This window comes from Bradyrhizobium brasilense (genome assembly GCF_029714345.1).
GTDB lineage: Bacteria > Pseudomonadota > Alphaproteobacteria > Rhizobiales > Xanthobacteraceae > Bradyrhizobium > Bradyrhizobium australafricanum.
In genome coordinates, this window is sequence record NZ_CP121669.1 from 66,991 (window position 1) to 91,581 (window position 24,591).

General features: G+C 65.9%; 21 protein-coding genes. 12 read left to right on the forward strand and 9 right to left on the reverse strand.

Annotated features, from left to right (window positions below):
* Nucleotides 1-30 precede the first annotated feature (30 nt).
* The 3 genes from fabV to fabA all read right to left on the reverse strand — a co-directional run bounded on the left by fabV (nt 31) and on the right by fabA (nt 3,070).
* Nucleotides 31-1,203: an enoyl-ACP reductase FabV gene (gene fabV, locus QA635_RS00290; protein ID WP_283066072.1), complete on the reverse strand. Its 1,173-nt coding sequence runs from the start codon at nt 1,201-1,203 to the stop codon at nt 31-33.
* Nucleotides 1,204-1,281: 78 nt separating this feature from the next.
* Nucleotides 1,282-2,505, reverse strand: a complete 1,224-nt coding sequence (fabB, locus tag QA635_RS00295; protein ID WP_092081034.1) for a beta-ketoacyl-ACP synthase I — start codon at nt 2,503-2,505, stop codon at nt 1,282-1,284.
* 43 nt (nt 2,506-2,548) lie between these two features.
* The gene (fabA, locus tag QA635_RS00300) at nt 2,549-3,070 is read right to left on the reverse strand and encodes a 3-hydroxyacyl-[acyl-carrier-protein] dehydratase FabA (RefSeq protein WP_057015289.1); all 522 of its coding nucleotides are present in this window, start codon (nt 3,068-3,070) and stop codon (nt 2,549-2,551) included.
* A 327-nt stretch (nt 3,071-3,397) separates the two neighbouring features.
* Between fabA and irrA the strand changes: the two genes are divergently transcribed.
* Nucleotides 3,398-3,889 (forward strand): iron response transcriptional regulator IrrA, encoded by a 492-nt coding sequence (gene irrA, locus QA635_RS00305; protein ID WP_026192029.1) that lies wholly within the window; start codon nt 3,398-3,400, stop codon nt 3,887-3,889.
* 72 nt (nt 3,890-3,961) lie between these two features.
* Here the strand turns inward: irrA and QA635_RS00310 are convergent, their stop codons facing one another.
* Entirely contained in the window at nt 3,962-4,486 is a 525-nt protein-coding gene (locus QA635_RS00310; RefSeq protein ID WP_425249112.1) for an SH3 domain-containing protein, read from the reverse strand.
* A gap of 343 nt (nt 4,487-4,829) precedes the next feature.
* Here QA635_RS00310 and QA635_RS00315 point away from each other — a divergent pair, with 343 nt between their 5' ends.
* The gene (locus QA635_RS00315) at nt 4,830-5,834 is read left to right on the forward strand and encodes a 2-hydroxyacid dehydrogenase (RefSeq protein WP_028335496.1); all 1,005 of its coding nucleotides are present in this window, start codon (nt 4,830-4,832) and stop codon (nt 5,832-5,834) included.
* Between the two features lie 539 nt (nt 5,835-6,373).
* Here the strand turns inward: QA635_RS00315 and QA635_RS00320 are convergent.
* Nucleotides 6,374-7,285: a LysR family transcriptional regulator gene (locus QA635_RS00320; RefSeq protein WP_050383437.1), complete on the reverse strand. Its 912-nt coding sequence runs from the start codon at nt 7,283-7,285 to the stop codon at nt 6,374-6,376.
* Between the two features lie 121 nt (nt 7,286-7,406).
* Here QA635_RS00320 and QA635_RS00325 point away from each other — a divergent pair, with 121 nt between their 5' ends.
* The gene (locus QA635_RS00325) at nt 7,407-8,414 is read left to right on the forward strand and encodes an aldo/keto reductase (protein ID WP_283066081.1); all 1,008 of its coding nucleotides are present in this window, start codon (nt 7,407-7,409) and stop codon (nt 8,412-8,414) included.
* Nucleotides 8,415-8,423: 9 nt separating this feature from the next.
* Here QA635_RS00325 and QA635_RS00330 read toward each other — a convergent pair whose 3' ends face one another.
* Nucleotides 8,424-9,227, reverse strand: coding sequence for a HesA/MoeB/ThiF family protein (locus tag QA635_RS00330; protein ID WP_283066084.1), 804 nt, complete (start codon nt 9,225-9,227; stop codon nt 8,424-8,426).
* 111 nt (nt 9,228-9,338) lie between these two features.
* Here QA635_RS00330 and QA635_RS00335 point away from each other — a divergent pair, with 111 nt between their 5' ends.
* Complete coding sequence (locus tag QA635_RS00335) at nt 9,339-10,697, forward strand: serine protease (protein WP_283066086.1); 1,359 nt, start codon at nt 9,339-9,341, stop codon at nt 10,695-10,697.
* 303 nt (nt 10,698-11,000) lie between these two features.
* Here the strand turns inward: QA635_RS00335 and ggt are convergent, their stop codons facing one another.
* The 3 genes from ggt to mutM form a co-directional block, all read right to left on the reverse strand.
* Entirely contained in the window at nt 11,001-12,686 is a 1,686-nt protein-coding gene (gene ggt / locus QA635_RS00340; RefSeq protein ID WP_283072112.1) for a gamma-glutamyltransferase, read from the reverse strand.
* 115 nt (nt 12,687-12,801) lie between these two features.
* A complete protein-coding gene (locus QA635_RS00345) occupies nt 12,802-13,365 on the reverse strand; it encodes a GNAT family N-acetyltransferase (RefSeq protein ID WP_283066088.1) in 564 nt (187 codons plus the stop codon).
* A gap of 2 nt (nt 13,366-13,367) precedes the next feature.
* Nucleotides 13,368-14,273, reverse strand: a complete 906-nt coding sequence (gene mutM, locus QA635_RS00350; protein ID WP_283066090.1) for a bifunctional DNA-formamidopyrimidine glycosylase/DNA-(apurinic or apyrimidinic site) lyase — start codon at nt 14,271-14,273, stop codon at nt 13,368-13,370.
* 162 nt (nt 14,274-14,435) lie between these two features.
* On the opposite strand from mutM, the gene ubiE reads away from it, so the two are divergent.
* The 8 genes from ubiE (at nt 14,436) to QA635_RS00390 (ending at nt 24,590) form a co-directional block, all read left to right on the forward strand.
* Nucleotides 14,436-15,197 (forward strand): bifunctional demethylmenaquinone methyltransferase/2-methoxy-6-polyprenyl-1,4-benzoquinol methylase UbiE, encoded by a 762-nt coding sequence (ubiE, locus tag QA635_RS00355; protein WP_283066093.1) that lies wholly within the window; start codon nt 14,436-14,438, stop codon nt 15,195-15,197.
* Nucleotides 15,194-16,768: a 2-polyprenylphenol 6-hydroxylase gene (ubiB, locus tag QA635_RS00360; RefSeq protein ID WP_283066095.1), complete on the forward strand. Its 1,575-nt coding sequence runs from the start codon at nt 15,194-15,196 to the stop codon at nt 16,766-16,768. The genes ubiE and ubiB overlap by 4 nt, the downstream gene beginning before the upstream one ends.
* Nucleotides 16,769-16,902: 134 nt before the next feature.
* Nucleotides 16,903-18,327, forward strand: a complete 1,425-nt coding sequence (gene coaBC / locus QA635_RS00365) for a bifunctional phosphopantothenoylcysteine decarboxylase/phosphopantothenate--cysteine ligase CoaBC (protein ID WP_283066097.1) — start codon at nt 16,903-16,905, stop codon at nt 18,325-18,327.
* Entirely contained in the window at nt 18,324-18,782 is a 459-nt protein-coding gene (dut, locus tag QA635_RS00370; protein WP_076833820.1) for a dUTP diphosphatase, read from the forward strand. The genes coaBC and dut overlap by 4 nt, the downstream gene beginning before the upstream one ends.
* A gap of 520 nt (nt 18,783-19,302) precedes the next feature.
* Complete coding sequence (locus tag QA635_RS00375) at nt 19,303-21,813, forward strand: sensor histidine kinase (protein ID WP_283066101.1); 2,511 nt, start codon at nt 19,303-19,305, stop codon at nt 21,811-21,813.
* On the forward strand, nt 21,810-23,333 hold the full coding sequence (gene tsaE, locus QA635_RS00380; protein WP_283066103.1) for a tRNA (adenosine(37)-N6)-threonylcarbamoyltransferase complex ATPase subunit type 1 TsaE: 1,524 nt from the start codon (nt 21,810-21,812) through the stop codon (nt 23,331-23,333). The genes QA635_RS00375 and tsaE overlap by 4 nt, the downstream gene beginning before the upstream one ends.
* Nucleotides 23,334-23,421: 88 nt before the next feature.
* Nucleotides 23,422-23,742, forward strand: a complete 321-nt coding sequence (locus tag QA635_RS00385) for a PilZ domain-containing protein (protein ID WP_028337556.1) — start codon at nt 23,422-23,424, stop codon at nt 23,740-23,742.
* 125 nt (nt 23,743-23,867) lie between these two features.
* Nucleotides 23,868-24,590, forward strand: a complete 723-nt coding sequence (locus QA635_RS00390; protein ID WP_283066106.1) for a nucleotidyltransferase family protein — start codon at nt 23,868-23,870, stop codon at nt 24,588-24,590.
* Nucleotide 24,591: the final 1 nt, after the last annotated feature.

Sequence of the window (24,591 nt, forward strand, 5' to 3'; positions counted from 1 at the left end):
AAGCTGTGAATGCGATGTTTCCCGAACGGCCTAACCCGGCACGACGCGGGGATCGACATCCTGCGTATAGTCGACGCCGTCGATGCCGAAGCCGAATAGGCGCAGGAACTGGCTCTTGTACTCGCCGAGATCGGCCAACTCGCCGAGCGTCTCGGTGGTGAGCAGTGGCCAGCGCCGCGACACTTCCGTCTGCACTTCGGGCGAAAGCTCCCAATCGTCGACCCGGACGCGCTGCGTATCGTCGAGCGCGACATCCTTGCCGAGTTTGGTGCGGAACAGGCGATCGATCTGCTCGATGCAGCCTTCGTGAAGCCCGAGCTGCTTCATCACCTTGAACAGCACGGTGCCATAGAGCGGCACCACCGGAATGGCCGAGCTCGCCTGGGTGACCACGGCCTTCAGCGCGACGACGCGGGCGGCGTCCGCACCGAGCCGGCCGCGGATCGCTTCCGCCTTGCTGTCGAGATCGACCTTGGCGCGGCCGAGCGTGCCGTTCCAGTAGATCGGCCAGGTCAGTTCACTGCCGATATAGGTGTAGTTGAGCGTCCGGAAGCCCGGCGCCAGCACGCCGGCATCCGCGAGCTGGTCGATCCAGCGCTTCCAGTCGTCGCCGCCCATCACCGCGACGGTTGCCGCGGTTTGCTCCTCGCTCGCCGGTTCGAGCGTGGTCTGGAACACCTCGCCGGTCTCGGTGTCGAGCGTCTTGATCTCGACCGGGGCGCCCAGCGGCTTGATCACCGAACGATAGGTCTTGCCGGTGTCGGGATCGGTCCGGACCGGAGCGGCCATGCTGTAGACCAGCAGGTCGAGCTGTCCGAATTTCTCGCGCACGCGCTCGATGAAGGTCGCCTTCAGCTCGTCGGAGAAGGCGTCGCCTTCGAGCGTGAGCGGCGAGCGTCCGATCTTCTGGGCCTCGATCTCGAAGGCGCGGTTGTTGTACCAGCCGGCGCTGGCGCTTCTCTTTTCCGACGGCTCGCGCTCCAGCGACACGCCGATCGTATCGGCGCCGTCGGCGAAGGTCGCGACGATGCGGCTCGCGAGGCCATACCCCGTCGAGCAGCCCAGCACGGCAACGCGCTTCGGGCAGTCGGCGACCGGGCCCTGCTTCAGAACATAGGCGATCTGTTCGCGGACATTCGTGGCGCAGCCGACGGGATGTGCCGTCGTGCAGATGAAGCCTCGCACGCGCGGTTCAATAATCATTCCCACCCCATTCCGGATCGTTGCAATGTTCCCATTCGCTGCCCGCGGACCTCCCTCGGCAAGCGAGGAGAGGCGAAATCACGCGTCAAGCCGCCTGAACACCAGCGTCGCGTTGGTGCCGCCGAAGCCGAACGAGTTCGACAGCACGGTGTTGAGCTTGGCGTTGTCGATGCGCTTGCGCACGATCGGCATGTCGGCAAACACCGGATCGAGTTCGGTGATATGCGCGCTCTCGCAGATGAAGCCGTTGTTCAGCATCAGCAGCGAATAGATCGCTTCCTGCACGCCGGTGGCGCCGAGCGAGTGGCCGGTCAGCGCCTTGGTCGCCGAGATCGGCGGGCACTTGTCGCCGGTGCCGAACACCTTGCGAATCGCCTCGATCTCCGGCGGATCGCCGGCGGGCGTCGAAGTGGCGTGCGGATTGATGTAATCGACCGGCGTGTTCACCGTCGACATCGCCATGCGCATGCAGCGCTCGGCGCCCTCGCCTGACGGCGCCACCATGTCGTAGCCGTCGGAGGTTGCGCCGTAGCCGACGACCTCGCCATAGATCCTGGCACCGCGCGCCTTGGCATGCTCGAGCTCTTCCAGCACCACGACACCCGCGCCGCCCGCGATGACGAAGCCGTCGCGGTTGAGATCGTAGGGACGCGAGGCGGTGGCGGGCGTGTCGTTGTATTTCGAGGACATCGCGCCCATGGCGTCGAACAGCACCGACAGCGTCCAGTCCAGTTCCTCGCAGCCGCCGGCGAAGATGACATCCTGCTTGCCGATCTGGATCGTCTCATAGGCGTTGCCGATGCAGTGGTTCGACGTCGCGCAGGCCGACGAGATCGAATAGTTCACGCCCTTGATCTTGAACCAGGTGGCGAGCGTCGCCGACGCGGTCGAGGACATGCCCTTCGGCACCGCGAACGGACCGACGCGCTTCGGGCCCTTGGCGCGCGCGATGTCGGCGGCCTCCACCAGCGTGCGCGTCGACGGACCGCCGGATCCCATGATGATGCCGGTACGGATGTTGGAGACTTCGCTTTCCTCGAGGCCCGAGTCGCGGATCGCCTGTTCCATCGCAACGTGATTCCACGCCGCACCTTCGGCAAGGAACCGCATCGCGCGGCGATCGATCACCTCGGCAGGATTGAGTGTCGGCGCACCGTGCACCTGCGAACGGAAGCCGAGTTCGGCGGCCTTCTCCGCGCGCGAAATGCCCGATTTCGCCTCGTAGAGGCTCGCAAGCACTTCCTGGGTGTTGTTACCGATGGACGAGACAATACCCATCCCCGTGATGACAACCCGCCTCATGTTCGCCTCGCCCTGCCTTTATGTTGCCGCATGATGATCCTGCTCAAGATGGCGCCGTGCCCTGCTTGAACAACCCGACCTTCAAGTCCTTGGCGCGATAGATAATCTCGTCGTCCATGGAAAGCCACCCGTCGGCAATTCCAAGCACGAGCTTTGACCGCATCACGCGCTTGATATCGATGTTGTACACAACCTTGCGCGCTTGCGGCAGCACCTGTCCGGAGAACTTCAGCTCGCCGAGGCCGAGCGCGCGGCCACGACCTTCGCCACCGATCCAGCCGAGGTAAAAGCCGACCATTTGCCACATGGCATCGAGGCCGAGGCAGCCCGGCATCACCGGATCGTTCTTGAAATGGCAGCCGAAGAACCAGAGATCCGGTTTCACCTCGAGTTCGGCGCGCACCAGCCCCTTGCCGAACTCGCCGCCATTCTCCGAAATCTCGCTGATGCGATCGAACATGAGCATCGGCGGCAGCGGCAACTGGGCGTTGCCGGGACCGAAAAGCTCGCCCCGCCCGCAAGCCAGCAAATCCTCGTATTCGTAACCGCCGCGCCGATCCAGCATCCTCTTTCCACCTCTGATGTCCCGATGAGCGCTTTGCTTGGTCGGACCTTGATCTACCCACGGGAACCGGAATAACCCGTCCCGCATCTTGGCGCTACCTGGGTACGCTACGGCCTGTTATCTCTGCCGAAAGCGCATATGTGGTCCGCGCGCTCTCTAACATAGCGCCAACTGGGCGGCAAAGCGGCATTCCGAGGATAAATGACCGCTTCTCCTTAGGTTTCTACCGCAGCTTGGATTCGTTCTAGTTGCGAAAAACTTGCATCTGATAGGCATCCTTTTTATATTTATGAGGAATATTGCCTGAGTTGGGTGCATAGAGTGGATATGAACGAGGAAGTACCGGCTGTGAACGATGATGCCGTGCACCCGGCTGCCCGGGGCGCTGGGCACCACCCTGCCCTGACCGGCTGTCCGTGGCATGACGTCAACGAGATGTTGCAGTCTGCCGGTCTGCGGCCGACCCGCCAGCGCATGGCGCTGGGCTGGCTGCTGTTCGGCAAGGGTGCCCGCCACCTGACCGCTGAAATGCTGTACGAGGAAGCCACGCTGGCCAAGGTTCCGGTGTCGCTGGCGACCGTCTACAACACGCTGAACCAGCTGACCGATGCCGGCCTGCTGCGCCAGGTCAGCGTCGACGGCACCAAAACCTATTTCGATACCAACGTGTCGACGCACCACCACTTCTATCTCGAGCACAACCACGAGCTGGTCGACATTCCCGACCCGAACCTCGTGCTGTCGAAGATGCCCGACGTGCCGGAAGGCTACGAGATCTCCCGCGTCGACATGGTGGTGCGGCTGCGCAAGAAGCGCTGAACGGTCTTACCGTCGATTTGAGTTGTGATGGCCGGGCTCGTCCCGGCCATTGTCGTTCGGGACGAGGAAAACTCAGTCCACCTTCTCGTCGGCGTAGACGCCCCAGAGGCGCTGCTGCTCGATCCAGCCGTCGAACCCGTTGCCGGTGACCCGGCACCAGTTATTGGCGCATTTCTTCACCTGCGCGACGACGCCGGCCTGCAGGCGCGCCGCGACGGCGCTGGTGGGGTCGGGGCGATCGTACAGCGAGGCCAGATCGTCCTTGTTCTTCATCGTGACGACGGCGGTGCGGCGGCCCGACAGCAGGGAATGATAGACCCAGCCTTCGGCGCCCTCGGAATCGCGCACCCGGCGCCAGTTCTCGAACTCGGCAGTGATTTCGACCGGCAGCCCCGACCGGGTGTAGACCCAGGCGACGTCATTGTCCTTGGTCGGGCCGGCCCGGACGTTCACGTGATCCGACTTCAGGCTGACGTAGCGCGGGATCGGCAGGCCGCTGGTGGTGGGGCTCAAATCCTTGGCGGAATGTCCGGGGATGACCGACGCGCTCAGCATGCTTCCGACCAGCGCCACCAATGAACCGAAACGCCAGACCATCAACTCGTCTCCTGCCGAGATGCCCAACCCGCATTCGGCGAATTGCAACCCAAACCACGCCCGAAGGCCCTGCGCCCGCGCCCGTTCGCTCCCGCACTGCAAGCCCGAGGGGTTCTTGTCTTGGCCCGGCCTTCTGCTAGAGAGGACGGAACGCCTGAGAGCCAGAACACCCGAATTTCCCGTCGTTTCGCCTTGGCGAAAAGCCGGGGCAAGTATCGGGGAACCCTAGGAAACGCGAAGGAAACGCCGGGACAGCGCGGCTATCAGCAGTGTCGAACAACCGGGTTAATGAGGCCTGAACGGTTTGTTTTTTGACAGGCCGCGCGCCTCATGAAAGCAGGACATGTCGGTGAAGAAAAAGCCTCTCGTCGTCGTCACCCGCAAGCTGCCGGACTCGATCGAGACCCGGATGCGCGAGCTGTTTGACGCCAGATTGAATCTCGACGACACGCCTATGACGCCGGAGCAGATCGCCGAGGCGGCGCGAACCGCCGACGTGCTGGTGCCGACCGTGACCGACATGATCCGCGAGGACGTGATCAATCAGCCCGACTGCAAGCTGAAGATGATCGCCAATTTCGGCAACGGCGTCGACAACATCGATGTCGCCGCGGCGCATGCGCGTGGCATCACGGTGACCAACACGCCGAAGGTGCTGACCGAGGACACCGCCGACATGACCATGGCGCTGATCCTGGCGGTGCCACGGCGCCTGATCGAGGGCGCCTCGATCCTGACCGAAGGCAGGCAGCACTGGGCGGGCTGGTCGCCGACCTGGATGCTCGGCCACCGCATCGGCGGAAAGAGGCTCGGCATCGTCGGCATGGGCCGCATCGGCCAGGCCGTGGCGCGCCGCGCCCGGGCGTTCGGCCTGCAGATCCACTATCACAACCGCCGCCCAGTGGCGCCCATGATCGCCGAAGAGCTCGGGGCCACCTATTGGGAAAGCCTCGATCAGATGCTGGCGCGGATGGACATCATCTCGGTGAATTGCCCGCACACGCCGGCCACCTATCACCTGCTCTCGGCGCGGCGGCTCAAGCTGATCCGCAAAGAGGCCTATGTCGTCAACACCGCGCGCGGCGAGGTGATCGACGAGGACACGCTGATCAAGCTGATCGAAGCCGGCGATATCGGCGGCGCAGCCCTCGACGTCTATGAGCACGAGCCCGCGGTGAACCCGAAGCTGGTGCGGCTCGCCAAGGCCGGCAAGGTGACGCTGCTGCCGCATATGGGCTCGGCCACCATCGAGGGCCGCGTCGAGATGGGCGAGAAGGTGATCATCAACATCCGAACCTTCCTCGACGCCCACAAGCCGCCGGATCGCGTGCTGCCGAGCATGCTGTGATTTCGTAGCCGGGATTGCGCCGCGCTCGATCCAAGCCACGCAGCTCCGACCTCCCCTTGAAAAGGGGAGGTCGCCTTGCTCGCCAGAGCAAAGCGGGTGGGGATCATCTCTCTCCACGAGCGACGGTGCATGTGGCTGACCCCCATCCCGACCTTCCCCCTTTCAGGGGGAAGGAGAAGAGAGATCTGTAGCCCGGATGGAGCGCAGCGAAATCCGGGGCTTGTATCCACGGACAGACCGCCCCGGATTGCGCTTCGCTCCATCCGGGCTACGAGACGTGGGTAGTCATAATGCGATAGCCCCGCCGTCGCAGGGGCGCGCTGCCAAAATATCGAAAACAACCCCATGCAAAGGAGCCGGTGCGGCCGGCGAGGCGCATGTTGTAATCACGCATTCGGTGTCGTCCCTGCGCAAGCAGGGACTCATAACCACCGAAGCTCGTGGTTGGACCGAGCTGGAGCTCCAGCCCTGGTCATTGTAAGAGCTGTGGTTATGGGTCCCGGCTCAAGGCCGGGACGACGATGTGGTGACAGCCCGTCTTACCTCTTCCGCCGCGCCTGCTTGCGCCAGTCGGCGACGAACGATACGAACGCCGCCAGCGCCGGCGGCGGCTGGCGACGGCTCGGATAATAGAGGAACGGTCCGTCGAATGGCGGGCACCAGTCGTCGAGCACGCTGACCAGCGCGCCGGATTTGACGCCGTAGCGGACATAGCCCTCGAACGTCGCCCAGTAGCCGACGCCGTCATGAACCGCACGCAGCGCGAGGCCGAGATGGGTCGCGGTCAGCCTGGCCGGCGGCGAAATCTTCACCACGCGGCCGTTCTTCTCGAACTCCCAATCGAACATCACACCGTTGCTGAAGCGGCTGCGGATGCAGGGGTGCGCCAGCAGGTCTTTCGGATGCATCGGCCGGCCGTGCTTTGCGACATACTCACTGGACGCCACGATCGCGTAACGTTGCGGCGCACCAAGCGGAACCGCGACCATGTCCTGTGCCAGGTGCTCGCCGTAACGCACGCCGGCGTCAAAGCCCTGCGCGACGATGTCGACGAACGCACTCTCCGCGACGACGTCGAGCTCGACCCGCGGATATCTGGCGAGGAACGGCGCGATCATCGGCGCCAGCACCAGATCAACCGCGGGCGGCGGTGCGTTGATGCGCAACCGCCCCGACGGCTCGGCGCGCAGGCCGCGCACCTCAGTGATCGCATCGGCGACGTTGACCATGGCCGGCGCGACGCGGGCAAGCAGCAGTTCGCCGGCCTCGGTCAGCGCGACGCTGCGGGTGGTGCGGTTCATCAGGCGGACGCCGAGCCGCTCTTCCATGTCGCGCAGGCGCTGGCTGAGGCTGGAGACCGAGACGCGCTGCTCGAGCGCCGCACGCCGGAAATTGCGCGTGCGCGCCACCGCCACGAAGGCGTCGAGGTCGCGAAGGTCGAAATCCTGCATTGTTCGCTATAGTGAACAAGCCATTCGGGATTGTCCAGCTTATCGTCCGAAACCGTCCGGCCCATATCAGCTCGGCATTTGGCGACGGATTTTCCGCCGCAAACGTTTGAGGAACATCCACATGGACACACGCAAACTCGGCTCAACCGGGCCCACCGTCTCGGCCCTCGGCCTCGGCTGCATGGGCATGTCCGAGGTCTATGGCCCGACCGATCGCGGCGAGAGCATCGCCACGGTGCATGCGGCGCTCGATGCCGGCATCACGCTGCTGGATACCGGCGACTTCTACGCGATGGGCCACAACGAGATGCTGGTGCAGGAAGCCCTGAAGGACGTCGCGCGCGACCGGCTGCAGATCAGCGTCAAGTTCGGCGCGCTCCGCGGCCCCGCGGGTGAATTCGCCGGAATGGACACCCGGCCGGCCGCGACGAAGAATTTCCTCGCCTATTCGTTGCAACGTCTCGGCACCGACTACATCGACATCTACCGCCCGGCACGTCTCGATCCCAACGTTCCGATCGAGGAGACGATCGGCGGCATCGCCGATCTGGTGAAGTCCGGCTACATCAGACATATCGGCCTGTCCGAGGTCGGCTCCGACACCATCCGCCGTGCTCATGCCGTGCATCCGATCGTCGATCTCCAGATCGAATACTCGCTGATCGAGCGCGGCATCGAGCGCGATATCCTGACGACCTGCCGCGAGCTTGGCATCGGCATCACAGCCTACGGCGTGCTGTCGCGCGGACTGATCAGCGGCCACTGGTCGAAGGAGTCCGGCAAGATCGGCAGGGACTACCGGCTGATGACGCCGCGCTTCCAGGGCGCGAACCTCGATGCCAATCTCGCGCTGGTAGAGCAGTTGCGCGCCATTGCCGCCGAGATCGGAGCAACGCCGGCGCAGGTCGCAATCGCCTGGGTCGCGGCGCAGGGCAAGGAGATCGTGCCGCTGGTCGGCGCCCGTACCCGCAACCGTCTCACCGAAGCGCTCGGCGCGACCAGGCTGACGCTGACGCAAGCTCATCTCGCGGCGCTGGCGAAAGCCTTCCCGCCGGATATCGCTGCCGGCACGCGCTATGCGGCCGAGCAGATGGCGCATCTCGACAGCGAGAAGCCGGCCAGCAAATAACGGCAGCAATCAGGTGCGATGGGCGCTGAGGTCAGTGATGACAGGCCCATCGCCATTGAGCGGGTTCTGCGGATCGCGCGCGTAGCGTAGGGTTTCGAACCGCATCGCGCGCGTATCCACCATCAGGAGGCGGCCGACCAGGCCCTCGCCGAAGCCGACGATCTCGCGGATCGCCTCCAGCGCCATCATCGATCCCAGGACGCCGGCAAGCGCACCCATCACGCCGGCCTCGGCGCAGGCCGGCACCGTGCCCGGCGGCGGCGCCTCCGGAAACAGGCAGCGATAGGTCGGGTTGAACACGCCGTCCGCATTCTTCTCATGCGCGCGGATCGTGGTCAGCGAACCGTCGAACTGGCCCAGTGCGGCCGTGATCAGCGGCCGCTTCGCGAGGAAGCAGGCATCGGCGACGAGATAGCGGGTCTCGAAATTGTCGGAGCCGTCGAGCACGAGGTCGTAGTTCGCGATCAGCGCCATCGCATTGTCGGCGGTGAGCCGCATCGGATGCGCCTCGAACGTCACATGCGGATTGAGCCCATGGATCTGCGCCGCCGCGCTGTCGACCTTGCGCTTGCCGATGTCGGACGTCGCATGGATGATCTGGCGCTGCAAATTGGAGAGCGAGACGATGTCGTCATCGATCACGCCGAGCCGGCCGACACCGGCGGCGGCCAGATACATCAGCACCGGCGCGCCGAGGCCGCCGGCGCCGATCACCAGCACCGACGCTTTTTTCAGCGCATTCTGGCCGGGGCCGCCCACCTCGCGCAGCACGATATGGCGGGCATAGCGTTCAAGTTCGTCGGCACTCAGCATTGCGGTGTCCTGCGCGCTGTTCCCTGAACCGGAGCGCGGTTGTTGCCGACCAAGCAGATGTGCTTAATTGCCTGGACGTCAATGGTGTCAGTCATTCCCCCCGGATTTGTCATGAGATCGGTGCTTTCGGCAACATTGATGGCCGCTTCCATGGGCATGGCGCAGGCCCAGATGACGCCGCCCTCGACGGCGGGGGCGAAGCCGAAAACCGTGGCGACGGTGCCGATACGCCCCGGGCTGCAGAAGCCGGAGGATACCGCTGGCGCGATGGCGCAGGCCGAGCGGCTGGCGCTGCAATCCGACCTCGCCTGGGTCGGCGAATATAACGGCGCCATTACCGGCGACGTCAGCGAGCGCATGGTCAATGCGATCAAGGAATTCCAGAAGAAGCGCGGCGGCAAGCCGACCGGCGTGCTGAACCCGCAGGAGCGCGGCGTGCTCGCCGACACTGCGCGGCGGAAGCGGGAAGGTGTCGGCTGGCGGATCGTGACCGAGCCGGCCACCGGGGCGCGGCTCGGCATTCCGACCAAGCTGGTGCCGCAGCTCACCAGCGACGCTTCTGGGGCCAAATGGACCTCGCCGACCGGCACCGTCCAGGTGCTGCTGACCCGGCGCAAGGAAGCAAGCCCCGCCACCGCAAAGCTTGCCGAGCAGGAAAAGAAGGAGCCGGCCGGCCGCACCATCGACTACACCGTGGTGAAGCCGGATTTCTTCGTGCTGTCGGGCATGCAGGGGCTGAAGAAGTTCTATCTGCGCGGCACCCTGAAGGGCGACGAGGTCCGCATCCTCACCATCCTCTATGACCAGGCGATGCAGACCACGGTCGAGCCGGTGGTGATCGCGATGTCGAGCGCCTTCAACGCCTTTCCGTCCGCCGTGCAGGCCGGTCCGCCGCCGCGCAAGACCGTCGAATATGCCACCGGCGTCGTGGTCAGCGACGACGGCGCCATCGTGACCGATCGCGTGGCGACCGACGACTGCATCGCGCTGACGATCCCGGGCTATGGCAATGCCGATCGGGTCGCCGCCGACAAGGATCACGACCTCGCGCTGCTGCGCATCTATGGCGCGCGCGGGCTGAAGCCGCTCAATATCGCAGGCCAGGCGACGCAGACCGCGCTCGACATCACCGGGATCGCCGATCCGCAGAACCAGGGCGGCGGCGCGGCCGCGAGCAGCGTGAAGGCCTCGGTCGCACAGATCGGCGGCGGCGATCAGGCGCTGTCACCGGCGCCGGCGATCGGGTTCTCCGGCGCAGCGGCGCTCGACGGCGTCGGCAGGTTTGCCGGCATCGCGACGCTGAAACCCGTCATCGTTGCAGGCCCCGCAAACGCGGCGCCGCCGGCGCAGGCCGCGCTGGTGCCGGCCGACACGGTGCGCAGCTTCCTGAAGGCGCATGGTGTCACCGCGTCGGGCGACTCGGCGGACGCCAAGGCCGCCGTGGTCCGCGTGATCTGCGTCAGGAAGTAGAACTCCGTAGCCCGGATGCAGCGAAGCGCAATCCGGGGCGGCTCTCGCCGCCGGCGCGACCGGTCCCGGATTACGCTTCGCTGCATCCGGGCTACGAGCTTTCGCGGGTATCGCAGCCACGGCTCTTCCCATACGTCGTCCTGGCGAAAGCCAGGACCCATAACCACCGCATTCAGCGATGAAACCGGATCGCGGCCCCGGCGTCGCCCAACAATGAGAGATTTGGGGTAATGGGTCCTGGCTTTCGCCAGGACGACGTTGAGGATGGTTCTCGGTTCAACCTGTCAAACAGCGTAGTCGGCGTCACCTCAACGCAAACCGCACCCCGGCGCGGGCGAGACCGCCGGCAATGCCGACCGGGGTGCCGTCGGCGCGCCAGCAGGCTGCGCCCGACATCGTGCCGTCAGCGTGAAACTGGATCGCGTTCATGCCGCCGGCCACCGTCGGCACGACCTGCACCTTGTGGCCCTTGGCTGATAGCGCGGCGCGGACGGTCTCCGGCACCGCCTGCTCGACCTCCAGCGCATTGCCCTCGGTCCAGACCCGCGGCGCCTCGACCGCCTCCTGCAGGCTCATGCCGTGGTCGATCAGGTTGATCAGCGCCTGCATCGCGCTCGGGAAGATGCGTTTGCCGCCGGGCAGGCCGAGCGCGTAAGCGAGCTTGCCGTCGCGCAGCGCCATCATCGGCGACATCGAGGTGGTGACGCGCTTGCCTGCGGCCAGCGACAGCGCGTGTCCCGGCCGCGGATCGAACAGGTTCATGTAGTTGTTCGGCACGGTGCCGAGGCCCGGGATCAGGATCTTGGCGCCGAACAGATTGTTGATGGTCTGGGTGGTCGCGACCACATTGCCCATCGCATCCGCCGCGGTCATGTGCGTGGTGTGCGCGCTTTCGAGCTGGGTGACGCCGGCGCTCCAGGCTTGTGCAGCGGCAGGATCGATCGCGCGGCGGCGCTCCTCGGCATAGGCCTTCGAGGTCAACCGCTCCACCGGCACGTTGATATAGGCGGGATCGCCGCTCGCGGCCGCGCGGTCGGCAAAGGCGATCTTCAGCACCTCGGCAAGGTAATGGATGGTCTCGGCCGTGCCGAAGCCGAGGCGCGCGATGTCATAGCCTTCGAGGATGTTGAGCATCTGCGTGATGTGCACGCCTGATGCCGCCGGCGGCGGGGGCCCGAGGATTTCCCAGCCGCGGTAGTCGCAGCGGATCGGCTGCCGCTCGACGGTCTTGTAGGTCGCGAGATCCTGTTGTGCGATGAAGCCGCCGTTCTTCTTCATGTAGTCGACCAGGATGTCGCCGAGCGGTCCCTGGTAGAGCGCGTTGTCGCCATGATCCGCGATGTATTTCAGCGTCTCGGCATATTCCGCCTGCACCACGCGCTCGCCGGGCTTCAGCGGCGTGCCATTAGGCAGATAGATCGCCGAGATCGGCTTGTCCTTCAGCATCTCCTCGGCGCCGTCGGTGATGCATTCATGCAAATAAGGCGTCGCCGCATAGCCGCGCGCGGCGTGCTTGATCGCAGGCTGCATCACGTCGGCAAGGCTCATGGTGCCGAAGCGGCGCAGCGTTTCGCACCAGGCCTTCAGCGAGCCCGGCACCGCGACCGCCTTCGGCCCGTTGAGGTTCTCGTTGCCGACGGTGTCGAACACGTCATGCGCCGAACCGGGCTTCGAAGTGTAGGTATCCGGCCGCACCGCCTGCGGCACCGTGCTCTGGCCGTCGATGAAGCGATGGCTGCCGTCGGCGAGGCGAATATGCGCCATGCCGCCGCCGATGATGCCGACCATCATCGGCTCGACCACGGTCAGCGTGAACAAGGTGGCGATCGCCGCATCGATCGCATTGCCGCCGGCAGCCAACATCTCGGCGCCCGCGCTCGATGCCAGCGGATGATTGCTCACCACCATGCCGCGGCTGCTGGTGGCCGGCTGCTTCTCGCATTGAAAACTTGTCGCGGCGCGGTCGCGCCAGGCGTCATTCGTCGACATGCCGTTCATCGCCATTGTGTTCTCGTTCTTGATGGAGCGATGAGCCATGTTCTCCGGCTGCGCGTGCACGGTCAAGGCGCTGCGATTTTCCTCGCGGCGGTATTCGCAAATAAGGTCACGGCTTCGCGCGATCGCGCAACCAGGTCTCGCGCGTCACCTTCCACTTCTCCGCTCTGGATTCGCCATTGTGGTGCGGAAGCTCGACGAAGCCGGCGAATTCGGCCCCGGTCTTCTGCTTGACCCGGCGCGAGCCGACGTTGGACGGCGCGTTGCACACATGGAAGTGATCGAGGCCGAGCGTCAGGAAGGCGAAATCGTTCACCGCAGCGATCGCCTCCGTCATGAGGCCCTGATTCCAGTACGGCTCAGCGAGCCAGAACCCGCGATTGCCCTTGCGCCCATCGGCGCGCGGCCGGAAATTGATATTGCCGATCGCCTCGCCGGCGCCGGCGCGCAACACCAGCACCCATTGATAGCTTTCCTCGCCGGCCGCGATCTTGTCGAACTCGCGCCTGATGAAGCTTTCCGCACCGTCGCCGGGATAAGGCCACGGCACCACCCTGGCGAGGGTCTTGATCACGTTCCAATTGTTGAAGTGACGCTGGATCGCCGGAGCATCCGACAGCGCAAGCGGCCGCAGGATCAGGCGCGGCGTCTCGATTCGCGGGGTCTCGAACATTGCTACTTCTGGCACTTCGGGCACCAGAACGTCGAACGGCCGTTCTGGGTGAAGCGCCTGACGATACCCTCGCAGCCCGACGTGCGGCACGTCTCGCCCTCGCGGTCGTAGACCTGGAACGAATGCTGGAAATAGCCGAGATCGCCATTGGTCAATCGATGGTCGCTGATCGAGGAGCCGCCGGCCTTGATCGCCTGGTTGAGCACCGAATGGATCGCGTCGACCAGCCGCCTGGCGTGGTCGGTCGGCTCGCCCCCGGCAACGCCCTTGCGTTGTCCGGACTTGGTCGCAAGCGTCGCGGCCAATCGCCGCGGCGACAGATGCGAACGAAACAGCGCCTCGCAGACATAGATGTTGCCAAGTCCCGCCACCACGCGCTGATCGAGCAGCGCGGCCTTCAGGCTGGTCTTCTTGTTGTGACAGGAGCGCGCCAGCATCGCCGCGTCGAACTCGTTGCCGAGCGGCTCGGGACCGAGCCCTTTCAGCAGCGGCTCATCCTCGATGGCGTTGCGCGCGATGATCTTCATGTAGCCGAAGCGCCGCGGATCGTTGAAGACGACGGCCGCGCCCGACGACATGTGGAACACGACGTGATCATGCGCGCGATCGTCACTGCGCGGATGGTGGAATTGCCCCGGCGTCGCCGCGCCGTCCTGCTTCAGCACGCGGAACGAGCCCGACATGCCCAGATGCATCAGCAGCACGTCGCCGGAGTTCAGGTCGGCCATCAGATATTTGGCACGGCGGCCGAGCCCGGTGATGGTCCGGCCCTCGAGCCGGGCGATAAAGTCTTTTTGAAACGGAAACCGCAAATCCTTGCGGCGGGCCTCGGCCTTGAGGATCCTGGACCCCTCCATGGCCGGCTGCAGGCCGCGGCGGACGGTCTCGACTTCGGGTAATTCCGGCATAGCAGGCATTCACCTTTTGGAAGTGACGTGATAGCGCCATTGCGGCCGCCGCGCTATGGTTTGGCTGGAGCGTTTTTCGAGCGAAGCCCGTCCGCACTTGATGGGGACGGCTACCGGTTCGCGTAAAGAAAGCGCGACCAAAAAGGGTAAGAGTTCTGAGTGATGGATCGGCCGGATCAAACCACCCATTTCGGCTTCAGGGACGTGCCCCTGGGCGAGAAGCAGACGCTGGTGAACGACGTGTTTCACAGCGTGGCGTCCCGCTACGACCTGATGAACGATCTGATGTCGGCGGGCCTGCACCGGGCCTGGAAGGACGTCATGATCACGACGCTCGATCCGCCGAAGGGCGACCGGCCGTTCACGCTGCTCGACGTCGCCGGCGGCACCGGCGACATCGCGTTCCGGGCCGCCAAGACCGCGGGCGCGGGCTTTCATGCCACGGTCTGCGACATCAATGCCGACATGCTCGCCGTCGGCCGCGAACGTGCCGCGAAGCAGCACCTCGATGACCGGGTGTCGTTCGTCGAGGGCAACGCCGAAAGGCTGGGTTTTGCCGACCGCGCGTTCGACGCCTACACCATCGCATTCGGCATCCGCAACGTGCCGCAGATCGACCTTGCGCTGCGCGAGGCCTATCGCGTGCTCAAGCCGGGCAGCCGCTTCCTGTGCCTGGAATTCTCCACCGTCGACGTGCCCGGCCTCGACAAGATCTACGATCTGTTTTCCTTCAAGGTGATCCCGCCGCTCGGCCGCGCCGTCACCGGTGACGCCGAGTCCTATCAATATCTCGTCGAGTCGATCCGCAAATTCCCGCGGCCGAGCGCGTTCGCCGAGATGATCGGCGCCGCCGGCTTTGCCCGCGTGAAGTGGCAGAGCCTCTCCGGCGGCATCGTGGCGCTGCATTCGGGCTGGCGTTTGTGATCTCTGCACTGACCCACATCACGCGCCTCGCCCGCGCCGGTTTCGTGTTTGCGCGCGAGGGCGTGTTCGGCGTCGTCGACCCCGCGCTGGTGCCGCCGCCCGGGCAGCTCGCGCTGAAGCTGGCGCGGCTGATCGAGCGCCGCTCCGCCAAGTCAGGTCCGCGGTTGTCGCGCGCACTGACGCGGCTCGGACCCGCCTATCTCAAGCTCGGGCAATTCCTCGCCACCCGCCCCGACGTGGTCGGCGTGGCGATGGCGCGCGATCTTGAAGCCCTGCAGGACCGGCTGCCGCCGTTCGCGCAGGAAGCGGCCGAAACCGTCATCACGCAATCGCTGGAACGGCCGTTGGCGCAGGCCTTCGTGCATCTGGGTCCTGCGGTTGCCGCGGCCTCGATCGCGCAGGTGCACCGTGGCGAAATCGAGCGCGACGGCGTGCGGCAGCAGGTTGCGGTCAAGGTGCTCCGGCCCAATGTAGCCGCGCGCTTCCGCCGCGACCTCAGCGACTTCTTCTTTGTCGCGCACAAGGCCGAGGCGCATTCCGCCGAGGCGCGGCGCTTGCGGCTGATCGAGGTCATCAACACGATGTCGCGCTCGGTCGCGATGGAGATGGACCTGCGTCTCGAGGCGGCCGCGCTGTCCGAGATGGCCGAGAACACCCGCGACGATCCGGACTTCCGCGTCCCCGCGGTGGATTGGGATCGCACCGCGCACAGCGTGCTGACGATGGAGTGGATCGACGGCATCGCGCTGAACGATCACGTCCGGCTGGCGCAGGCCAAGGTCGATTTGCCCGATCTCGGCCGCAAGGTGATCCAGAGCTTCCTGCGCCACGCGCTGCGCGACGGCTTCTTCCATGCCGACATGCATCCCGGCAATTTGTTCCTCGACGAGGCCGGCCGGCTCGTTGCCGTGGATTTCGGCATCATGGGACGGCTCGGGCTGAAGGAGCGGCGCTTCCTGGCCGAGATCCTGCTCGGCTTCATCACCCGCGACTATCGCCGCGTCGCCGAGGTGCATTTCGAGGCCGGCTATGTGCCGGGCCACCATTCGGTGGAGAATTTCGCGCAAGCGATCCGCGCGATCGGCGAGCCGATCCACAATCGCACCGCCGAGGAAATCTCGATGGCGAAGCTGCTCACGCTTCTGCTCGAGGTCACCGGCCTGTTCGACATGCAGACGCGCCCCGAGCTGATCCTGCTGCAGAAGACCATGGTGGTGGTCGAGGGCGTGGCGCGCGGCTTCGACCCGAAGCTCGACATCTGGAAGATCGCCGACCCCGTCGTGCGCGAATGGATCACGCAGAATCTCGGCCCGGCCGGCCGTATCCAGGGCGCGCTATCGGGCGCGGGCGAGCTCGGCCGCATCCTCGCCAACCTGCCGTCGATCGCCAACCGCGCCGTCACGGTGCTCGAGCAGCTGGAGACCATGACGCTGGAGGGCCACATGCTGTCGTCGGACTCGATCGACGAAATGGCCCGCGCCGAGGCCCGCAAGGCGCGGGTGCAGACCGTCGGCCTCTGGGTCATTGCGATCGCCTCCATCGCGATCTTTTTCGCCATCCGGGCGCACTGATTGCAATGCATGCACTATGTGATAGCATCGCTATCACACTTGTTTGAGCATGATCTCCGCGCAAACGCCTTGCGTTTGTCGCGAGGGAAAACCGCTTCACACTTTTCCGGATCATGCTTTGAGGGCAGCACGCCATGGCCAGCCTGACCATCCGTAAACTCGACGACACGCTGAAGGCCTATCTGCGGCTGCGCTCCGCCAAAAACGGCCGGTCGGTCGAGGAGGAGGTCCGGGTGATCCTCCGGGAGCTCGCAGACGGCGGTACGGAGCCTGCGGAGGTGCTTGGGGCGGGTTCCGCGACAGTGGCAGCCCCCGCTCCTCGGGCCGCCAGCGCGGCCGGCGAGCCGCGCGTCACCCTGATCATCGGCGGGGGGATAGCGGCCTACAAGGCGCTGGATCTGATCCGGCGGCTCAAGGAACGGCACATCCAGGTCCGCTGCGTGCTGACCAGGGCGGCCCAGCAATTCGTCACCCCGCTCGCCGCCAGCGCGCTGTCGCATGAGCGCGTCTACACCGACCTGTTCGACGCCGAGAGCGAATTCGACGCCGGCCATATCCGCTTGGCCCGGGACTGCGATCTGATCGTGGTGGCGCCGGCGACCGCCGACCTGATGGCCAAGATGGCGCAGGGCCATGCCGACGATCTCGCCACCGCCACCTTGCTGGCGGCCAACCGGCCGATCCTGCTGGCACCGGCGATGAACCCGCTGATGTGGAACAATCCGGCCACCCGCCGCAACGTGCTGCAGCTCCGCCGCGACGGCGTCCATACCGTCGGCCCCAACGCCGGCGAGATGGCGGAAGCCGGCGAAGCCGGCGTCGGCCGGATGGCCGAGCCGACCGAGATCGCCGCCGCAGCCGACCGCATGCTGCGCCCGCCGCAACCGCGTCCGCTGGCCGGCAAGCGGGTGCTGATCACCGCGGGCCCGACCCATGAGGCGATCGACCCGGTCCGCTACATCGCCAACCGCTCGTCCGGCAAGCAGGGCTTTGCCATTGCCGCCGCCGCGCGCGCCGCCGGCGCCGAGGTGGTGCTGGTGACGGGGCCGGTCGAGCTCGGCGATCCCCAGGGCATCTCCGTGATGCGCGTAGAATCCGCCCGCGACATGCTGCACCGGGTCGAGGCCGCGCTGCCGGTCGACGTCGCGATCTTCGCCGCCGCGGTCGCCGACTGGCGGGTCGCCACCGAGGGCAGCCAGAAGCTGAAGAAGACCGCGGCCGGCATGCCGCCGCTGCAGCTGGTCGAGAACCCCGACATCCTCGCGACAATTTCCAAGCTGAAGGAGCAGCGGCCGCCGCTGGTGATCGGCTTCGCCGCCGAGACCGAGCATCTGATCGAGAACGCCAAGGCGAAGTTCGCGCGCAAGGGGTGCGACTGGATCGTCGCCAACGACGTCTCGCCGGCGACCGGCGTGATGGGCGGCGACCGCAACACCGTTCACCTGCTCTCGCGTGAGGGCAAGGACGTCACCGTCGACTCCTGGCCTGTCATGACCAAGGAGGAAGTCGCGACCGCGCTAGTGTCGCGCATCGCAAGAGCCGTAGGAACCGCATCGTGAGCGCCACCATCAAGGTCGAAGTCCACCAACTGCCGCACGGCGCCGATCTCTTGCTGCCGATCTATCAGACCGCCGACGCGGCCGGCCTCGACCTGCTTGCGGCGGTGCCGCAGTCGGCGCCGCTGCTGCTGCTGCCGGGCCGCTACGAGATGGTTCCGACCGGACTGACGATCGCGCTGCCGCCGGGCTACGAGGCCCAGGTGCGGCCGCGCTCCGGCCTTGCCGCCAAATACGGCGTCACGGTGCTGAACTCGCCCGGCACGATCGACGCCGACTATCGCGGCGAGATCAACGTGCTGCTGATCAATCACGGCCACGAGGTGTTTTCGATCCGGCGCGGCGAGCGCATCGCGCAGATGGTGATCGCGCCGGTCACGCGGGCCGAGCTGGTTCCGGTCGACGTGCTGCCGGCGACCGGGCGCGGCAGCGGCGGCTTCGGCTCGACCGGACGCTAGAGCGCGACGACTTCACTCGAGCGGCGGCGCCACTTCACCTCGCCCCGCGTGCGGGGAGAGGTCGGAACGCATCGTCAGATGCGTTCCGGGTGAGGGGGGCTCTCCGCAAACGCAGCTATCACCGTATCCGCGGATGCAGCCCCTCACCCCAACCCTCTCCCCGTAAGAACGGGGAGAGAGGGAGCCAAGCGCCTTCGCATCGGAGAAGTGTGCGGACGAGCTCGGGAAGATCACGCTTCGTGCGCGCTCTCCGCACCAATACGGAGTCAATTCGCGTAAAATCCGCCCCACCCGGCGGCATTTTTTCACAGGGGATTCTGCGTTCACGGTCTGGACTCTTACTCGCCGAGTCCCGTTGGGACTATTCTGTTTTGATTCGAGCGCGACGGGGGGTCTTCGTCGGGCTGACTGGTCCTGCTTGGGCATGATCGGCGGACAAACGTCGTACGTTTGCCGTGAGGGAACACCGGTCTCCTCTTTTCCGGATCATGCCTGGGGTTTGTGCGTTCTGGGGCAACATATGTCGGGCGTAGTCGCGGCAATGCGTCGAACCCTGCTGTCATGCACCTCACTGGCGCGCGACGGCATGATTGGGCTCGCCATCACCGCATTGCTGCCGGCTCGCGCCTCGTTTGCCGCCGAGAGCCCGGTCGCCCAGGCGATGTCGGACCATTTCGGCTTCAATCACCAGGAGGTCGCGGTCCTCGCGACGTCGCTTGCGCTGGTCGGCTTCTCGGCCGTCGCCGCGATCCTCTTGATGCGCACCCGCGTGCGGGCGACGAGGAACGAGGAGCAGTTGCAGTCCGAGATCACGGACCTGCAGGCGCAATCGGACCGGCTGCGCGCGCTGCTGTTCGTCGAGCCGCAGGTCCTGATCTCCTGGGCCGCCGGCGACAACCGGCCGCAGATCTCGGGCGACATCTCGCTGGTGATGTCGCAGGAAGGCTCGCCGCAACGGGTCCTCGCCTTCGGAACCTGGCTGCCGCCCGAGCCGGCGCTGCAGATGGACCACGCCGTCGACGCGCTGCGCGAGAAGGGCGAGGCGTTCCTGCTCAACCTCTCGACCTCGGCCGGCCGCGCCATCGAGGCGATGGGCCGCGCGATCGGCGGCCAGGCCATCGTGCGGATCCGCGAGCTCGGCGGCCTGCGCCGCGAGCTCGCCGAGTCCAACCTGCGCTACAAGACGCTGCAGGAGGAAACCGAGCTGCTGCGCGATTTCGCCGCCGCCGCGCCGTGGCCGATCTGGGCCAAGAGCCTCGAGGGTAATCTGCGCTATGCCAACGCCGCCTATGTCCGCGCCACCGAGGGAAAGAGCGTGTCGGACGCGCTGCAGCGCAATCTCGAATTGCTCGAAAGCGACCAGCGCGGCGAATTGACCCGCGCACTGAACGACAATGCCAATTATGCCGCGCGGCTGCCGATCGTGGTCAGCGGCGAGCGGCGGATCTACGACGTGCAGGCGCTCAAGCTCTCCGGCGGCAGCGCCGGCATCGCGATCGACGCCAGCGAAGCTGCGGCATTACGCGCGGCGATCGCGCGGATGGTCGAGGCGCACCGGCGCACCCTCGACCAATTGTCGTCGGGCGTCGCGGTATTCGATGCCGACCGGCGGCTCACCTTCTACAATGAGTCCTATCGGCGGCTGTGGGGCCTCGACCAGGCCTTCCTCGACGGCAACCCCGACGATTCCAGCGTGCTGGACCGGCTCCGCGCCAACCGCAAGCTGCCCGAGCAGCCGGATTTCCGCGCTTGGAAGGCCAAGCTGCACGAAGCCTATCGCGCGGTCGAATCCGAGACCTACACCTGGTTCCTGCCCGACGGCCGCGCCATCAGCGTCGTCACCACGCCGAACCTCGAGGGCGGCGTCACCTATCTGTTCGACAACGTCACCGAGAGCCTCGACCTCGCGCGCCGCTACGACCGCCTGACGCGGGTGCAGCGCGAGACCCTCGACAATCTCGGCGAAGCGGTCACGGTGTTCGGCAGCAACGGACGCGCGGAACTGTTCAACCCGCCCTTCGCCAAGATGTGGAAGCTACCGGCCGACGCGCTGCAGGGCGAGCCGCATATCGAGGCGGTGGAAGCGCTGTGCCGGCCGCTGTTCGACGACGCCCTGACCTGGCGCACGCTGCGCGAATCGATCACCGCGATCGAGAACCGCGCCCAGGTCGCGCTCAAGCTCGAGCGCAAGGACGGCAGCGTGCTGAATTGCATGACCATCCCGCTGCCCGACGGCAAGACCCTGCTCGCGTTCCAGGACATCACCGACACCGAAAATGTCGAGCGGGCGCTGCGCGAGCGCAACGAGGCGCTGGAAGCCGCCGACCAGATGAAGGTGGATTTCGTCCACCACGTCTCCTACGAATTGCGCGCGCCGCTCACCACCATCATCGGCTTCGCGCATTTCCTCAGCGATCCCTCGACCGGACCGCTGACGCCGAAGCAGGCCGAATATCTCGACTACGTCACCAAATCGACCAACGCGCTGCTGGCGCTGACCAACAACATTCTCGATCTCGCCACCATCGACGCCGGCGCGATGAAGCTCGAGCTCGGTCCGGTCAATATCGGCCAGGCGATCGAGGCCGCCGCCGAAGGCATCCAGGACCGCCTCGCGACCGACCGCATCACGCTGAAGGTCGATATCGAGCCCGACATCGGCGCCTTCGTCGGCGACGAGCGGCGCGTGGTGCAGGTGCTGTACAATCTGCTCGCCAACGCGGTCGGCTTCTCGCCGCACGACGCCACCGTCACGATCAGCGCGCACCGCACCGAGCACAGCGTGGTGTTTGCGGTGACCGACGCCGGTCCCGGCATTCCGGCCGAGATGCGCGATAAAGTGTTCAACTGGTTCGAGAGCCATTCGCACGGCTCGCGGCACCGCGGCGCGGGGCTTGGCCTGTCGCTGGTCCGCTCCTTCGTCGAACTGCATGGCGGACGGGTGCGCGTCGATTCGACCGTAGGCCGCGGCACGACCGTGACCTGCGACTTCCCGATCGACCAGACCGCACATCGCAACGCTGCTGAATGACGGCGACCTCGACATTCTCGGTGGCACTCGCGAACGAGACCGCGACAGCAGAGCTGATGGCCGACCTCGCGCTCCTGATCGGCGCCGGCGACGTCATTACGCTGTCCGGCGACCTCGGCGCCGGCAAGACCACGGCCGCGCGCGCGTTGATCCGTTACCTCGCCGCCGACGACGCGCTGGAGGTGCCGAGCCCGACCTTCACGCTGGCGCAGAGCTACGAGCTGCCGTCGTTTCCGCTCGTCCATGCCGACCTCTACCGCATCAACGACGCCGGCGAGCTCGAGGAGATCGGGCTGTCGCCGCTGCCCGACGACATCGTGGCATTGATCGAGTGGCCGGAGCGCGCGCCCGACGCGATGCCCGGCGACCGCATCGATATCGCGTTCAGCCATCGTCCGGCGCTCGGATCGGCGGCACGCGCCGCCGAGATCACCGGCCATGGCAAGGGCGCGGCGAAGGTCGCGCGGCTCAACGAGCTGCGCCAGTTCCTCGACCGCGCGGGCTTTCTCAATGCCCGGCGCGAACGCATGCCGGGCGATGCCTCGACACGCTCCTATGCGCGGCTGCGCAACGACGACGGCACCGTCATCCTGATGAACTCGCCGCGCCGTCCCGACGGCCCGGCGATCTACAGCGGCCAGTCCTACAGCGCAGCGGTGCATCTCGCCGAAGACGTCAGGCCGTTCGTCGCGATCGGAAACGGCCTGCGCAAGCATGGTTTCTCCGCGCCCGCGATCCGCCACATCGACCTCAAGTCCGGCTTCCTCATCACCGAGGATTTCGGCGCCGAAGGCGTGGTCGAGGGCGATCCGCCGCAGCCGATCGCCGAGCGTTATGAGGCCGCCGTCGACATGCTGGCGGCACTGCATCGTGAAGTGCTGCCGGACACGCTGCCGCTGACGCCGGACGAGAACTACGACATTCCCGTGTTCGACATCGACGCCTGGCTGATCGAGATCGGGCTGATGCTGGAATGGTACCTGCCCGACCGCGGCGTGCAGCCGAGCGAGGAGCTTCGCGCCGAATTTCTCGGGATGTGGCGCGGCCTTCTGGAGAAGCCCGCGGCGGCGCCGCGGACCTGGGTGATCCGCGACTTCCATTCGCCGAACATCATCTGGCTTGCCGAACGCACCGGCATCCTGCGCGTCGGCGTCATCGATTTCCAGGACGCGCTGCTCGGCCCCGCAGCCTATGACGTGGTGTCGCTGCTGCAGGATGCGCGGATCGATGTGCCCGAGCAGCTCGAGCTGTCGCTCTTGACCCGCTACATCAAGGCGCGGCGCGCGACCGATGAAAGCTTCGATCCGGCCGGCTTCGCCGAGCTCTATGCGATCATGTCGGCGCAGCGCAACACCCGCCTGCTCGGCACCTTTGCGCGACTCAACCGCCGCGACGGCAAGCCGCAATATCTCAAGCACCAGCCGCGGATCTGGACCTATCTCGAGCGGTCGCTGGCTCACCCCGCGCTGACCAGCTTCCGCATCTGGTACACAGCCAACGTCCCTCCTCCAGTACCGTAGTTTACGGGTTATTAGCCTCGCCTCCCCTAAGGTTGCGGAGCCCGCACCTGATCCATGGCGCGGCCGGATTCTGGAGCGGGACCACACGATGGGGACGGAACGACGCAAGGGCGATCGTGTCACGTTTGAGCGCGGCATAGCAGCGCACATGATGGGCATCGACGGCACCTGGCGGCGCGACTGCACCATGGAAGACGTGTCGGAGACGGGCGCCAAGCTCTCGGTCGACGGCTCGGTCGAGGGCCTGAACCTGAAGGAGTTTTTTCTGCTGCTGTCGTCCACAGGATTGGCCTATCGCCGCTGCGAGCTGGCGTGGGTCAATGGCGACCAGATCGGCGTCAACTTTCTCAAACAAGGCGACAAGAAGAAGAAAACCGCCAGACGCGGCACGCAAGCTGCCGACGTCTAGGCCAGGGTCGTCATTGCCGTCTTACGGCCGTCATGTCTCGTGACTATGGCGTCTGATTGATGTGCTTGCCGAATCGCCGTGATATGATCGGCGCATGAGAGATGATGACCGAGAATATCCGGAAGATGCCCGTCACTCCCCATAAGGCCATGGTGCTCGCTGCGGGCCTGGGCGTGCGCATGCGCCCCCTGACCAACACGATGCCGAAGCCGCTGGTCAGCGTCGCCGGCCAGCCGCTGCTCGACCATGTACTCGACAAGCTCGCCGGCGCCGGCGTCAGCGAAGCCGTCGTGAACGTGCACTATCTGCCCGACCAGATCATCGAGCACGTCAAGACCCGCAGCCGTCCGCGCGTAATCATCTCCGACGAGCGCGACCAGGTGCTCGGCACCGGTGGCGCGGTGGTGAAGGCGTTGCCGCTGCTCGGCGATGCGCCGTTCTATCATCTGAACGCGGACACGATGTGGATCGACGGCGTGCGTTCCAATCTGGCGCGGCTCGCGGAAACCTTCGATCCGGCGCGGATGGATATCCTGCTGCTGATGGCGCCGACCGCTACGAGCATCGGCTATGGCGGGCGCGGCGACTATTCGATGTTGCCGGATGGCGCGTTGCGCAAGCGGCGCGAGCACCAGGTGGTGCCGTTCGTCTATGCCGGCGCCGCGATCATGTCGCCTGCGCTGTTCGCCGACGCGCCGGCCGGCGAGTTCTCGCTGACCAAGATATTCGACCGCGCCAACGAGCAGGAGCGGCTGTTCGGCCTGCGCCTCGACGGCGTCTGGATGCATGTCGGGACTCCCGACGCGATCCAGGCTGCGGAAGAAGCTTACCTGGAAAGCGTCGCGTAGG

What these genes read in the sequence shown, in the direction of transcription:
- fabV (WP_283066072.1), bottom strand. Translation starts at nt 1,203, where the DNA reads ATGATTATTGAACCGCGCGTGCGAGGCTTCATCTGCACGACGGCACAT.
- fabB (WP_092081034.1), bottom strand. Translation starts at nt 2,505, where the DNA reads ATGAGGCGGGTTGTCATCACGGGGATGGGTATTGTCTCGTCCATCGGT.
- fabA (WP_057015289.1), bottom strand. Translation starts at nt 3,070, where the DNA reads ATGCTGGATCGGCGCGGCGGTTACGAATACGAGGATTTGCTGGCTTGC.
- irrA (WP_026192029.1), top strand. Translation starts at nt 3,398, where the DNA reads ATGAACGAGGAAGTACCGGCTGTGAACGATGATGCCGTGCACCCGGCT.
- QA635_RS00310 (WP_425249112.1), bottom strand. Translation starts at nt 4,486, where the DNA reads ATGGTCTGGCGTTTCGGTTCATTGGTGGCGCTGGTCGGAAGCATGCTG.
- QA635_RS00315 (WP_028335496.1), top strand. Translation starts at nt 4,830, where the DNA reads ATGTCGGTGAAGAAAAAGCCTCTCGTCGTCGTCACCCGCAAGCTGCCG.
- QA635_RS00320 (WP_050383437.1), bottom strand. Translation starts at nt 7,285, where the DNA reads ATGCAGGATTTCGACCTTCGCGACCTCGACGCCTTCGTGGCGGTGGCG.
- QA635_RS00325 (WP_283066081.1), top strand. Translation starts at nt 7,407, where the DNA reads ATGGACACACGCAAACTCGGCTCAACCGGGCCCACCGTCTCGGCCCTC.
- QA635_RS00330 (WP_283066084.1), bottom strand. Translation starts at nt 9,227, where the DNA reads ATGCTGAGTGCCGACGAACTTGAACGCTATGCCCGCCATATCGTGCTG.
- QA635_RS00335 (WP_283066086.1), top strand. Translation starts at nt 9,339, where the DNA reads ATGAGATCGGTGCTTTCGGCAACATTGATGGCCGCTTCCATGGGCATG.
- ggt (WP_283072112.1), bottom strand. Translation starts at nt 12,686, where the DNA reads ATGTCGACGAATGACGCCTGGCGCGACCGCGCCGCGACAAGTTTTCAA.
- QA635_RS00345 (WP_283066088.1), bottom strand. Translation starts at nt 13,365, where the DNA reads ATGTTCGAGACCCCGCGAATCGAGACGCCGCGCCTGATCCTGCGGCCG.
- mutM (WP_283066090.1), bottom strand. Translation starts at nt 14,273, where the DNA reads ATGCCGGAATTACCCGAAGTCGAGACCGTCCGCCGCGGCCTGCAGCCG.
- ubiE (WP_283066093.1), top strand. Translation starts at nt 14,436, where the DNA reads ATGGATCGGCCGGATCAAACCACCCATTTCGGCTTCAGGGACGTGCCC.
- coaBC (WP_283066097.1), top strand. Translation starts at nt 16,903, where the DNA reads ATGGCCAGCCTGACCATCCGTAAACTCGACGACACGCTGAAGGCCTAT.
- QA635_RS00375 (WP_283066101.1), top strand. Translation starts at nt 19,303, where the DNA reads ATGTCGGGCGTAGTCGCGGCAATGCGTCGAACCCTGCTGTCATGCACC.
- tsaE (WP_283066103.1), top strand. Translation starts at nt 21,810, where the DNA reads ATGACGGCGACCTCGACATTCTCGGTGGCACTCGCGAACGAGACCGCG.
- QA635_RS00385 (WP_028337556.1), top strand. Translation starts at nt 23,422, where the DNA reads ATGGGGACGGAACGACGCAAGGGCGATCGTGTCACGTTTGAGCGCGGC.
- QA635_RS00390 (WP_283066106.1), top strand. Translation starts at nt 23,868, where the DNA reads ATGCCCGTCACTCCCCATAAGGCCATGGTGCTCGCTGCGGGCCTGGGC.